The 12,320-nt window shown below is 46.4% G+C and carries 15 protein-coding genes and 1 pseudogene; 4 read left to right on the top strand and 12 right to left on the bottom strand.

Annotated elements, in window-relative coordinates; translation table 11 throughout:
- Positions 1 to 182: pseudogene (locus AKJ31_RS20715) on the bottom strand (signal recognition particle-docking protein FtsY); the annotation flags it as partial.
- 210 nt (positions 183 to 392) lie between these two features.
- Between AKJ31_RS20715 and rsmD the strand changes: the two are divergent.
- Positions 393 to 992 carry a 16S rRNA (guanine(966)-N(2))-methyltransferase RsmD gene (gene rsmD, locus AKJ31_RS20710; RefSeq protein ID WP_053410931.1) on the top strand — a complete coding sequence of 200 codons (600 nt, stop codon included), beginning with the start codon at positions 393 to 395 and terminating at the stop codon, positions 990 to 992.
- A 13-nt stretch (positions 993 to 1,005) separates the two neighbouring features.
- The gene (locus AKJ31_RS20705) at positions 1,006 to 1,272 is read left to right on the top strand and encodes a DUF1145 domain-containing protein (RefSeq protein ID WP_053410930.1); all 267 of its coding nucleotides are present in this window, start codon (positions 1,006 to 1,008) and stop codon (positions 1,270 to 1,272) included.
- Between the two features lie 53 nt (positions 1,273 to 1,325).
- Here the strand turns inward: AKJ31_RS20705 and AKJ31_RS20700 are convergent, their stop codons facing one another.
- The 4 genes from AKJ31_RS20700 to AKJ31_RS20685 form a co-directional block, all read right to left on the bottom strand.
- Complete coding sequence (locus AKJ31_RS20700) at positions 1,326 to 1,910, bottom strand: YhgN family NAAT transporter (protein WP_053410929.1); 585 nt, start codon at positions 1,908 to 1,910, stop codon at positions 1,326 to 1,328.
- 96 nt (positions 1,911 to 2,006) lie between these two features.
- The gene (locus AKJ31_RS20695; protein WP_053410928.1) at positions 2,007 to 2,243 is read right to left on the bottom strand and encodes a YecH family metal-binding protein; all 237 of its coding nucleotides are present in this window, start codon (positions 2,241 to 2,243) and stop codon (positions 2,007 to 2,009) included.
- 65 nt (positions 2,244 to 2,308) lie between these two features.
- Complete coding sequence (locus tag AKJ31_RS20690) at positions 2,309 to 2,932, bottom strand: lysoplasmalogenase (RefSeq protein WP_053410927.1); 624 nt, start codon at positions 2,930 to 2,932, stop codon at positions 2,309 to 2,311.
- A gap of 949 nt (positions 2,933 to 3,881) precedes the next feature.
- Positions 3,882 to 4,247: a hypothetical protein gene (locus tag AKJ31_RS20685; protein WP_053410926.1), complete on the bottom strand. Its 366-nt coding sequence runs from the start codon at positions 4,245 to 4,247 to the stop codon at positions 3,882 to 3,884.
- 348 nt (positions 4,248 to 4,595) lie between these two features.
- Here AKJ31_RS20685 and AKJ31_RS20680 point away from each other — a divergent pair, with 348 nt between their 5' ends.
- Positions 4,596 to 4,925, top strand: a complete 330-nt coding sequence (locus AKJ31_RS20680) for a DUF2500 domain-containing protein (RefSeq protein ID WP_053410925.1) — start codon at positions 4,596 to 4,598, stop codon at positions 4,923 to 4,925.
- On the opposite strand, the gene AKJ31_RS20675 is transcribed toward AKJ31_RS20680, so the two are convergent.
- The 7 genes from AKJ31_RS20675 to rhtB form a co-directional block, all read right to left on the bottom strand.
- Entirely contained in the window at positions 4,922 to 5,935 is a 1,014-nt protein-coding gene (locus AKJ31_RS20675; protein ID WP_053410924.1) for an acyltransferase, read from the bottom strand. The two genes, AKJ31_RS20680 and AKJ31_RS20675, sit on opposite strands and share 4 nt — an antisense overlap.
- Before the next feature lie 107 nt (positions 5,936 to 6,042).
- Entirely contained in the window at positions 6,043 to 7,263 is a 1,221-nt protein-coding gene (arsJ, locus tag AKJ31_RS20670) for an organoarsenical effux MFS transporter ArsJ (protein WP_053410933.1), read from the bottom strand.
- Between the two features lie 68 nt (positions 7,264 to 7,331).
- Positions 7,332 to 7,823, bottom strand: a complete 492-nt coding sequence (locus tag AKJ31_RS20665) for a cyclin-dependent kinase inhibitor 3 family protein (RefSeq protein WP_053410923.1) — start codon at positions 7,821 to 7,823, stop codon at positions 7,332 to 7,334.
- 11 nt (positions 7,824 to 7,834) lie between these two features.
- A complete protein-coding gene (locus AKJ31_RS20660) occupies positions 7,835 to 8,836 on the bottom strand; it encodes an ArsJ-associated glyceraldehyde-3-phosphate dehydrogenase (protein ID WP_053410922.1) in 1,002 nt (333 codons plus the stop codon).
- Positions 8,837 to 8,873: 37 nt separating this feature from the next.
- Positions 8,874 to 9,215: a metalloregulator ArsR/SmtB family transcription factor gene (locus AKJ31_RS20655; RefSeq protein WP_053410921.1), complete on the bottom strand. Its 342-nt coding sequence runs from the start codon at positions 9,213 to 9,215 to the stop codon at positions 8,874 to 8,876.
- A 122-nt stretch (positions 9,216 to 9,337) separates the two neighbouring features.
- On the bottom strand, positions 9,338 to 10,564 hold the full coding sequence (locus AKJ31_RS20650; protein ID WP_053410932.1) for an EAL and HDOD domain-containing protein: 1,227 nt from the start codon (positions 10,562 to 10,564) through the stop codon (positions 9,338 to 9,340).
- A 19-nt stretch (positions 10,565 to 10,583) separates the two neighbouring features.
- Positions 10,584 to 11,201 carry a homoserine/homoserine lactone efflux protein gene (gene rhtB / locus AKJ31_RS20645; protein WP_053410920.1) on the bottom strand — a complete coding sequence of 206 codons (618 nt, stop codon included), beginning with the start codon at positions 11,199 to 11,201 and terminating at the stop codon, positions 10,584 to 10,586.
- A gap of 84 nt (positions 11,202 to 11,285) precedes the next feature.
- Between rhtB and AKJ31_RS20640 the strand changes: the two genes are divergently transcribed.
- Positions 11,286 to 12,287 (top strand): alpha/beta fold hydrolase, encoded by a 1,002-nt coding sequence (locus AKJ31_RS20640; RefSeq protein ID WP_053410919.1) that lies wholly within the window; start codon positions 11,286 to 11,288, stop codon positions 12,285 to 12,287.
- Positions 12,288 to 12,320: the final 33 nt, after the last annotated feature.

Here is a 12,320-nt window from a genome sequence, read left to right as displayed (position 1 = left end):
GCTTCTGCTTCTGCTTCTGCTAGTTTAGTGTCTGAGTCTTGTGGTGTTTGTTCAACGGCTTGCGCGTCTTCGCCAGCTTCTTCGACTTGATTCTGTTGTTTTTCTTCTACTGGTTGTTTTGCTTGGTCTTCATCACCAAAGCCAAGCCAAGAAAGTAATCCGCGCTTCTTTTTTTCCGTCATCTGGGGCTATCCTAGATTGTCTTATATTTACTCTGGCTCTTTCCCGGGGGCATTGTGCCTGTTTAGAAAAGAGAAATGACAACAGAGTGAAAAGTTTCCTGCTCAATAGCGATGGTATACACTCTGTCATCAACGAAATTTGGGCTGTACTCAGAGCTTAATTGCTGAGCGACTGGGTATAGTATCACTTTATTAGCGGTCAAAAAATCTATGGTAAGACGTCGCCAGCAAAACACATCACAAAAAAAGCCATCCAGCGGCTTTGTACGCATCATTAGCGGCTTATGGAGAGGTCGAAAACTACCTGTTCATGACGCAGAAGGGTTACGCCCGACCACAGATCGTGTCAAAGAAACGCTCTTCAACTGGCTGGCGCAGGACGTGCCACGAGCTAAGTGTCTTGACTTGTTTGCCGGTTCAGGAGGCTTAGCGTTTGAAGCCGCTTCACGCCAAGCAGAGATGGTGACGCTGGTTGAGCTCAATCCGCAAGCGTTCAAGCAGCTCGAGAAAAACATCGCGGCGCTAAATGCCACCAATCTCAAAGCTCACAATACCGATGCGCTGAGCTTTCTCAAGCAACCAGGGGAACCACAACACGTGGTATTTATCGACCCACCTTTCAGAAAAGGCTTACTGACAGAAACGGTTACGCTTTTGGAACAAAATGGTTGGCTTGCCGATGACGCTATGATTTATATTGAGACCGAGAAAGAATTAGCGCTGGAAGGTATCCCGGCTCACTGGCACTTACACCGCGAAAAGACCGCTGGGCAAGTCTGCTATCGCCTATTTGAACGACAAAAAATCTAATCAGGAAGTCGAAATGAAAGCATTACTGTTATTGGCAAAAGCCGCAATTGGCTTTGTTTGGCTGGTATTAATCTTAAACATCTTCATGCCGTTTCCGGGCAAAGCTGCCATCGCGCTCTACATTATGGCGGCTTTCCTGTTCATCATGCACGGTCTGCAAATGCTGATCTTTGTCGGCGCGTTTGGCGATAAAGTCAAAATGAGCGGTTGGGAGAAGTGGTCGATTCTTATCTTCGGCATTTTTGCCCTACTCGATATCCGCCGTAAACATATGATGTAAAAACTCTTTATCACAATAAAAAACGCCGCTCCTATGAGCGGCGTTTTTTATTGTTAGCCAATGTAGCTTTTGACACCATCAAGGAACATTTGTGTCGAGATCATAATCAACAACAGGCCCATCAAACGTTCTACCGCCTTTAGACCGCGCTCACCGAGAATACGGTGGAAGAAGTTATAGAACATCAAAATGATGAAGGTCATACCCCACGCCAGTAGGACGGCGCCAGACAACTCGACTAATTTGTCAGGATGCTGGCTAGAAAGCAGCAGCAACGCGGCCAATACCGAAGGACCAGCGATCATCGGAATCGCCATCGGCACAATAAACGGCTCTTCACCTGCGGCTAACCCGGTAATACTACCCGCACTTGGGAAAATCATCTTAATCGCGATAATAAACAGGATGATACCACCCGAAATACTTAAAGTTTCCGGCTGAACGTGTAAAAAGTTCATGATGCTCTTACCGGCAAATAAGAACAGCATCAGAATACCTAAGGCAAAAAATAGCTCGCGAATTAGAACCTTACGTCTACGTTTTGGATCTAAGTGCTTTAGGATGGAAAGGACGATAGGAAGATTGCCAAGCGGGTCCATGATGAGAAACAACATGGTTGCGGCAGAAAGAATGTCCATTAATTAGCCTCCAAAACAGATAGCACTACTCAGAATGAATAGAAAGTCGGCGAAGTATACCAACACAGCTGTACAATTTGGAGGCAAATAAACGCGTTAGTGGTTACAAACTCGCGCCGCGTTGACGGTCCATTTACCGTCAGACAAAATCACCTTCTCGCGCTTAATAAAGAATTCCAGTAAAGAATCCAAATCAAACCCTGAAAGTTTACACGTTCTGAAACGCACTTCTTCACCAAACTCACTGTTAACCAGCTCTCTAAGCTCAGTTTCACTCATTGGTTGTTCGCGCAATAAATCTAAAACCGCATGGGCATGAATTTCAGTTGCCATCGAATTACTCCACTCATCAGTTGATGACTGGAGATTAAAGGCAATTTTGGTCGCTCACTTTGATTTCAGATAATCAAAGTGGCAGTAATCATTGAATGGGCAAGTAAGTAGCTGCCAGAGATTAGATAACGACCATACGCAATAGGATGACGGTAATCGTGCACGGCCAGTAAAGCAGCGGATAAAGTCAACGTTAGTGTGCCGAGAAAACCGACGAGACTCGCGGTGGTATCAGTAAATAGCCACACTTCCCCTGCAGCCCAGTTAAGTTGCAGCAACATCATACCCATGATCACGACGGGGAAAAGCAGTTTGTCGATCTTAGGCAACATCAGGAAAAACACCACGATACCGATCGCCAGTAACATCGCTGGTAACCACCAAACGATTTCACCTGAAAGTTGCGTCCAAAAAGAAGTGCTGTAACAAAGCTGACCGGCAATGTAAGAGGCAAAACAGAGTTTTTTCTGTTTATTAAGGATGTAGAGATTATCCGCGAGTAGAGAGATCAGTAAACCCAACGTAATCCACCAAGCAGACAGCCCTAGTGACGTACCTTGACTCCAAAGCATCACCACCAGCATCACCATTGACAATGTTTTAAACGCTGCAGCTTGTTTGTTTTGATTGCTTTCACTAGCAGAAATACTAATAAAACCTGATAACGCGACTGAAAGCCAGCTCCACATGAGATCACCTCTTTTAAACTGAGTCGCCAGTGTATGGAGGGCTTGCCAGAAGTCCAGAATAGAAAAGCAAAACTTGGATCTTGATTATGCTTCTGCAACCTAGCTAAACAGTACAACAAAATTGACAAGGCGTGTTTAGACGCGGTCAGCTTATACTGAGCAACCTAGACAAACACAGAAAAACACCCTCTACAGCCACTCAAGATCACCTACAAGCTAAAAAGCCACCCACATAAAAACCACAACACCAACAATCAGAATAAAAACCACTAAAAACAACAAGTTAAAAGCAATCACTTCTAAAGCAACAATATTCAGCCCATTGGAAATATTCATAATAGCTATCCGATACCTAGCAACTTAAATACCACTTCTAAGAAGAATTCTCATCCTGTGAAAATACCGTCAAAAAACCAAAGTAAAACTAGGATATCAGCCATCTTACAAAGATAAGCACCAAAAACACAAAGAACAAATTAACAACACTATCAAAACAACATTATACTCATTAAAATACAATAACTTACAACCAACAAAACAAAGTTAGAGCATATATTAGACAGATTAAAACCAACAAAAAAAGCAAAAAACTAACGCAATTACATGTAAATTCATTGTCAGTAAGATGAAATTTTAGTGCCATTTTAAAAGAATCACTTGATCAAAGGCTAAAAACACTGCTATTCTAATTTACATAGATTGAAACATCACTTTTAAGGAGCAGTGTTATGATTACTTCATCTCAAAAACAAGGACTTGTAATGATCGCGGTTGTTGTTGGCCTAATGACGCTGCCAATGATGTACTAATACAAGACTTAGAAAACAAAAAGGGACGCATTAGCGTCCCTTTTTGTTTTTCAGCAGATTTTTCGTACAAAACACGCCTAAGACATAGACGCATTTCTAATTTTTACACAATACGTAAAAGTGATAGTTTTGATCGCTTTCTAAAGATGAGATGACAAAACATCCCAATGAGCGTAATAGAAGAATAATGCTGCTATCGTGATCAACGTCATCAACGCGATCGCAGCCCGCCATACAAAGCGACTGCTTCGTGGGGTCAGCTCTTTTTCACATTCATCGCACACGCGCAAAAAGTCATTTCTGTTTTCTAACTTGTACTCATGTTCGTGAACGATCTTGTTTCTAATCGTCGCAATAAAGCGCAGCTTGCTGATAACATCATGAGGTAAACGCTCTTCACAGCTCGTAATCAACTGATGCAGCCCTTTGCCTTCTGCGTGGTACTGAGTGCGGAGCAAGCTTTCTATTTTCCTCGTTCGCATGACCACTTTTTCGATATCAGACATAGTTTACCTCCACATTGGTAAGTTTAGGGGGCTATGAAGGGCTAATCCAACTTCGGTATCCATTCCCATTAACTTATTCTCGAGCCTGAATTAAAACCACGACGACAAAGCGCCATTAAGGAACCCCTTTCTTAAGGCTACTTTTGCGCTGCCTCGCAATACAATTAAATTAATGTATAGGAATCAACAACTAGCTATATTAGCTTACTGACAATTTTCCTTCACCCATGTGATTTGTCTCTAAGAAATTCATCAAGGTTCATACTGTGCTATCACACAATTGCGCTAACTAGCCTTTCTGCAGCAAATTAGAGCTAAAATACTCGGGGGTAATAAGGAGGACTCATCATGCCTATCTCATTGGTTGTCGCGATATTGGTGTTTATCTTATTAAGCGCGTGGGCGTTTAATCGTTTTTTTCAGAAACACATTCAAGGTGTCGGTGCTCCGGAGCAAACCGCCGAGGTCACCGTACTCGATAAGCAGACAATTGAAGTGGAAGACGCAGCACCAGGGCAAGACGAGCAAGAATACTGGATTTACGTGCAGAAAGGCCGCTTAGGCCCAAAACGAGAGTTTCAGGTGGGTGTGCACTACTTTCATGCGCTAAACCCGGGAGACAGAGGAACCCTGACCTATCAAGGCAACAAGTTCCTCCACTTTGCAATCAAGCGTTAAGGTAACAACCAACGGGTCTTGCTAGAGCGAGACAGCAGCCAACTGACCGCCAACGAGCCTCCGCCACTGAGTACAATCCAAACAGGGATAACCCAAGCGGGATGTCCCTGATACCAACCAAACTCTTTCATCGGCCACAAAAAGATTGGATGCAGTAGATAGATACCCAAACTGTGTTGGCTAATCAGACTGATCACTTTCATCGCCGCTGGCGTCACTTTATCGGCGACATAACGACAGACAACAAAAATCATACTGGCGGCTAGCACCACATTCAGTGTTTTGTAAGATAACCAACGACCTACGGTGTACTCTCCCGCAGATAAACTGCCACTGACCACCATATACACGGTGATCATCAAAGCTCCGCCACCTAGCGCCACAAAGCTCCATAATGTCGTCTTATCGATCGGCAGTTTTTTCCACAACAAGTAACCCAGCGGTAAATAACCACTGTACAGCCACAGTTCATTGTCCCAAGGCCCCGCTACTCTAAATAGATACAACAAGGTTGTGATTAACCAAACCGTGACGAATCCATAAAGCAGGTTCAGCCTGTCATTTTTGACCAGCCATTGAAATAACGGCATCACAAAGTAGAGCGGGATAAAGTAATAGAAGAATCCTAAGTGGTAGTAGGTTTCATGAGACGGGCTATTCTTTAGAACTTCCAACGTTGTTGTGCCGTCAAAGCCAGTTGCGGTCCAACCGGACAAGTACGCGTAAAACAACGACCAGACCAGAAACGGAACCAAGACCTTGCCAAGCCGTCTTTTGATGTAGTAGCCCAGCTCAAATGGCCGTTTGTCACTGAGCATCAAGGCACCAGAGATAAGAATAAACACAGGGACAGCCCAGCGAGTCACACTGTTGGTCGCCACGGCGGTAAACCACTGGTCAAACGGAATATTACCCAACTCGTGTCGATATGGTGCCAGTACGTGAATCGCGATCACCGCGACCGCGGCTACGCAGCGTAATAAATCAAAAAATAGAACTCGCTCTCTCATCGTGGCACCTTTTTCATTTAACTTGATGACTATAGCAACAAAAAAGCTGACTCAAGTGTGGGCTTGGTCAGCTTTTAGTCATAACAACACTATGATGTGTATGGGAATTATGCTTTGGCAGTCTGAGTAATTTTTGGCAGACGTATCGAGATCAGCGTAGTTATCGCCAAGAACGCAAACGACACCCACAAGCACGCTGCCAGTCCCGCAATTTGGAAAATCCAGCCCGATAGAATCGTTCCGATTAAACGTCCCATCGCGTTGGCCATGTAATAGAACCCGACATCGAGCGATACACCGTCGCCTTTCGCGTAGCTGACGATCAAATACGAATGTAGCGACGAGTTCACCGCAAACACCGCGCCGAAAATCATCAGACCGACCACAATCACTAACTCAGGTTGCCAGCCAATTTGCACCGCATAAGCAATAGCTGCAGTGATCAGCGCTAGTAGCCCCGCCCACCATAAAGCGGCACTACCATCAGGCACTTTCCCCTGAGCCTTACCCGTAATCTTGGGCGCTATTCCCTGCACAAAACCGTAAGCAATAACCCAAGTGGCAAGAAACCCGCCGACCCACAAGTGGTCCCAACCGAAAACACTGCCGAGGTAAACGGGCAACGCAACGACAAACCATACGTCACGAGCACCAAACAAAAACATACGCGCCGCAGAGAGGATGTTAATCGAACTCGATTTCGAGAAAATCTGTTTAAACTTAGGTTTATCCTTAGCTTTACCCATGTTGCTTTCAAGGCCGAGTACACTGCCGATAAACACCAGAGTTAGCAGTGCCGCCATCAGTAACACCGCAGACTTAAAGCCCACCAGCGACAGCAATAACCCGCCAACAAAGAATCCTGCCCCTTTGAGCGCGTTCTTTGAACCAGTTAGGATCGCAATCCACTTATATAAAGCGCCTTGTTGTTCATCCGGAACCAAGGTTTTAATCGAGCTCTTGGCACTCATCTTGTTGAGGTCCTTCGCTATCCCAGATAAGGCTTGCGCTGCCATCACCCAAGGAATCGTCAACCATACATGAGGCACAGCCAGCATTACCAATGCGATGATCTGCATCGCTAAGCCGAGATTCATGGTCTTATTCAGCCCAAGACGCGCGCCCAACCAGCCGCCGATAAGGTTAGTCACAACACCGAAGAATTCATAGAACAGAAATAACGAGGCTATTTCTAAAGTGCTGTAGCCAAGGTCATGAAAATAGAGCACCACCAGCATACGCAGCGCGCCATCGGTAATGGTGAAGTTCCAGTAATTAAAGGTCACCAGCATGTACTGACGAACACTTTTACTTAGATGTGAGAACATGATTTCCTGCTTTACGTGTGCCGTAACCAGAGCTTTGGACACCCATGTTCCAAAAGCTCTAAACGCTACTATTTGTCCGCAACTTGCTTGATGTAATCGACTTGCACCGACTTAGTAAATGCCCCCGGACGGAGCGCTTGTACTTCACGTACGATGCCATCCAGTGGCCATTGCTTCTCTAGCAGAAAGTGAGCAGCCAGCAAACCAGTACGGCCAGAGCCACCCATGCAGTGCATCGCGACTTTGCCACCTTGCCCAATCACTTGGTGCAGTTCAGGGCTCGCTTGTTGCCATTTCGCCGCAAACTCATCACCCGGCGCGCAATCATCTTCGATCTCAATCTGGAACCATTTCATACCCAGTTGCTGCGCTTTTTCGCCCAGCTCAGCAACGCCTTTGCTCGCCAGTTCGCTTTCATCTAACGCGGTGACAATCGCCGCGACGCCTTGTTGCTGCAACTGCGCCAATGACGTGTCTAAGTCAACATCTTTGGTACCCGGGCACGGAGTAAGTACTAACGCACCAGCGTCTACGTTCAATTGCCATGTAGGATGTGTCATTACTCGTCTCCTTACGCCAAACCGACTTTACGAACCAGTTCCGCAGTACGTGTCGCGTAACCCATTTCATTGTCGTACCACGCGTAAATCTTCACCATACGAGTGCCTACCACCATGGTTGACTGCGCATCGACGATGGTTGAGCGTTGGTCACCTTTGTAATCGATAGACACTAATGGACGCTCTTCAAAACCTAGAATGCCCTTCAGTTCACCTTCTGCCGCCTCTTTAAGCAGCGCATTGACTTCTTCTGCCGTGGTATCACGTTTTACATCAAAGATAATGTCTGTTAGTGACGCATTCGCTAATGGCACACGCACTGCGTGACCATTAATTTTGCCTTTCAGCTCAGGGAAGATTTCAACGATTGCGGTCGCAGACCCCGTCGTAGTTGGAATTAAGCTCATACCACACGCACGGGCACGGCGCAGGTCTTTATGTGGCGCATCCAAAATCGTTTGAGTATTAGTCAGGTCGTGGATAGTGGTGAACGACGACTGCTCAATGCCTAATTCTTCGTGGATAACTTTGACGACAGGCGCAATACAGTTAGTGGTACAAGACGCCGCAGTCACGATTTGATGGATAGCAGGGTCGAAAATCTCATCGTTCACACCAACAACGATGTTCGCAATGCCTTCTTCTTTGACGGGTGCAGATACCACCACACGCTTAACGCCTTGCGCCAAGTATTGGTTAAGGAACGAAGTTTTACGGTGCACGCCCGTTGCTTCAATCACAACATCGCAGCCAGACCAATCAACCGCGCCGATTTCTTTCTCTTGGCTGGTTTTGATCACTTGGCCGTTAATGACAATCTCATTGCCCTCTGCACGCACTTCGTGGTGCCAGCGACCTTGCACCGAATCAAACTCAAGTAAATGCGCCAGCGTCGCTGCGTCACCCGCGACGTCGTTAATCTGTACAAACTCTAGCTCTTGCCAGTCAAATGCTGCGCGCAGTGCTAAACGTCCAATACGGCCAAAACCGTTGATCCCTACTTTGATTGTCATAGCTCTATCTCTTTAATTTCTATTAATACGTTTGCAATTATTGGCAACACACAGGACGCGCCTGCATGGTATGAAGTCGCTGGATATCTAACTGATATTCGGTTTTAAGGCAGTTAGACGCCACTAAGTCGTCGATGAGTTTGCGCATCCATCCGGGCAAATCTGCCGCCAGTCGGTAAAACACCCACTGTCCTTGGCGGACATCCACCAGCACACCACTTGAGCGCAACTGGGCAAGGTGGCGCGAGATTTTAGGCTGGCTCTCTTGCAATGCTTCGGTCAGTTCGCCGACCGATAAGCACTCTTCGCGCACAATCAACATCAGGCAACGTACGCGGGTTTCATCAGAAAGCAGTTTAAAAAACTGGTGAGGTAACATAAAACATACTCATATATGGATATGCGTATATATTTATTTATCAGACAGGAAAGATCAAGCCGCTCTGGCGACTGTCACGAAAAGTTCATAGAGGAAAATAGATAAATCGCGCCAAGCCGAGACTAGTTAAGGTGGTTGACGTTTTGGCTCCAGCGCTGCGCTTCAGAGATTTGCAGCATCACGTCTTCAACCGACAAATTTAGTTGGCTACATGCTTGCTGCAGGCCACCCCAGTCAGCACGCTCATAACACTCACCCGCACTGAGCAACACGCCAAACGGCCCTTTTCGTTCCAGCAGAGCCATCTTCGTGCAGTCAGACAGCGGCAATTGCGCCACGACATCGTCGAGTGAGATATCCAACAACGCATCCAACACCGAGAACAATCCGATCAGAAACGCTTGGTCTCGCTGCTGACTGAATGCTTGGTATTGCGACATCAATTGGCACAACTGCGCGCGCTGAAGTGAGAGCGTGTACAGCTCTGGCGGCTTATTGGAAGAGATAAACGAAGCAATCGCTAAAGAGACAAACATCTTGAGCTTGTCTTGACCTAGATAGATCAGCGCCTGACGAAACGAAGAGATCGACACTTCTAAGCGGTCGGACATCGAGTTTACAAAGCGCAGCAGTTTGTACGATAGCGAGATATCACGGGCAATAATCCGTTCGATCTTGATAAAGTCGACATCAGGACGACATACCTCGCGGAATAGTTCCATTGCGATGACTTGCTCTGGTCCCAAATAACGCTGCTTGGTCAATTGAGGCTTACTAAAAAAGAACCCTTGGAAGAAGCTAAAGCCCGCAGAGCGCGCGGCAAGGAACTCTTCTTCCGTTTCGACTCGCTCGGCCAAATAGCGGCGATTGCCCCCTTTGGCCAGCAAAGCTTTTACCGTTTGGCAAGCTGAGTCTAAACCCAATGCCATAATGTCGAGCTTGACGATGTGTACCAAAGGTAAAAAGCGCTCCCATTCTGGGGTATAGACGAAATCATCCAGCGCGATCAGGTAACCCGCAGCATTAATCTCCTTTAGCGCCTCAAACAAATCGTCGTTGGGGATACAGGTTTCTAGTACCTCAATCACCACTTTGTCTTTGGGTAAAACCAGTGGAAGCCGATGCAGTATGCTTTCGTGCGGGAAATTGATAAAACAACGAGAATTCTGTCGAATCGGGTTGGTACCAATCGACAAGAAGTTTTCAACAATTAAACGGTAAGTAGCGCGATTTAAGTCGATATGGCTAGGATAGGCATTATTTTCGCCGTCGCGAAATAGCAACTCGTACCCTAAGGTTTGTCGCTTAGCATTGAGAATCGGCTGTCGAGCCACATAAGTGTCGCGCATCGATTGCTGCATGCGCAGATTACGCCTTCGCCGTCGCTAGCAAGGCGCCGCAACCGACAAACATCGAGCCAAAGACTTTGTTGATTTTGCTCATCACTTTCTCCGAGCGGATAAAACGCCCCATTTGTGATGCCAAAGAGGTATAACCCAGCATCACCATCGCATCAATCACCACCGTCGTTACCCCCAAAACCAAAAGCTGAGTGACTTGGTTTTGTGTTGGGTCGATAAACTGCGGAAAAAGCGCGACCAGAAACACGATCGATTTAGGGTTAGTAAGATTAATCAATACAGCGTTTTTCATCAAGGTCAAACCCGATAGCGAATCATCCGTTGACGCCGTAGATAAACTGCCGCGATCACGCCACTTTTGAATTCCCAGCCAAACCAGATAAGCGGCGCCTACCCATTTGATGATACTGAACGCCAGCGCAGACTGAGCCACCAACGCACCGATGCCCGCACCAACTAAAATAATATGAATCGAGAGACCAATTTGCAGACCAGCGATTGCCGCTAATGACTTACGCGTACCATAGCTTAAACCGTTACTGATCGAGTTCACCGTTCCTGATCCCGGTGCTAAGCTAAATACAACCGCAGTCACTAAGTACGCTAACCAAACGTGAATATCCATTGTGTTTCCTCTCGACTAACGCGTGTTAGACTCACATAATCTAGTTTTGTATCAGAATAAGAACTCTTTGGGTTATCTTCAATCATGAATATTTCGAGTTCCGCTATTATTGCCCCTTATACTCAAGAGACAAATTTTGAGCAAGCCATCCATGGACAAATCGGTCATTTTTGGCAATCTCGCGAAGAAGGCTTCTATACATCGTTCGATAAAAAGAAGCTGTTCTGGGTTAAGTTAACCAAACCAGAACACACCAAAGCCATCGTAGTCGTCAACGGCCGAATTGAGTGCAGTTGGAAATACCAAGAGCTTTTCTACGACCTGTTTAATCAGGGGTACGACATCTACTCTTACGACCATCGCGGCCAAGGCTTATCAGACCGTCTTATCGACGACAAAGAAATGGGTTACGTCGAAGAGTTCGAAGATTACGTCGAAGATTTGAAACTGCTGGTTGACCACTTTGACTTGGAGCACTATCAAAGCCGCTACATACTCGCCCATTCAATGGGTGGCAACATTGCCACGCGCTATATCCAGACGCATCCAACGCATCCTTTTCACGCGATTGCGCTGAGCGCACCGATGTTTGGCGTTAACTTGCCTTGGCACCTTAAGCCTGTCGCGGCGATGCTCGGTCACCTGCTGACAATGTATCACCCTAAACCGACCTTTGCGCCGGGTCAGGTCGCGTATTTCCCAAAACCTTTCGATGGCAACTTTTTGAGCCAAAGTTCCGCACGTTACCACTGGTTTCGCGATTTATACGAGCAAAGACCAGAGTTTAAGATTGGCGGCGCAAGCACTCGCTGGGTTTGGCAAGGATTGATGTCAGCCAAAAAATGCTTGCTGATGACCCGCCAGATCAAAATCCCTTTGTTGTTACTGCAAGCCAGCGAAGACCGCATCGTTTCAAACCTGCACCAGATTAAATTCATTAAAAAGTTGGCCAAAACTAACCAAGAGTGCGCGCTAAAAATTGTTTACGGCGCGCGCCACGAACTGCTGTTTGAAGCAGATGAACACCGCAATCAAGCGCTGGATACAATAATCAATTTCTTTCATAATTCGCAATCCTCAAAATAGGAAAATGTAGAGGGTGATCTTTACCCTCTTTTT

It is taken from the genome of Vibrio hepatarius, assembly GCF_001274785.1.
Lineage (GTDB): Bacteria > Pseudomonadota > Gammaproteobacteria > Enterobacterales > Vibrionaceae > Vibrio > Vibrio hepatarius.
The sequence above is the reverse complement of the archived record's forward strand: the minus strand, read 5'-3'. Positions and strand labels throughout refer to the sequence as shown.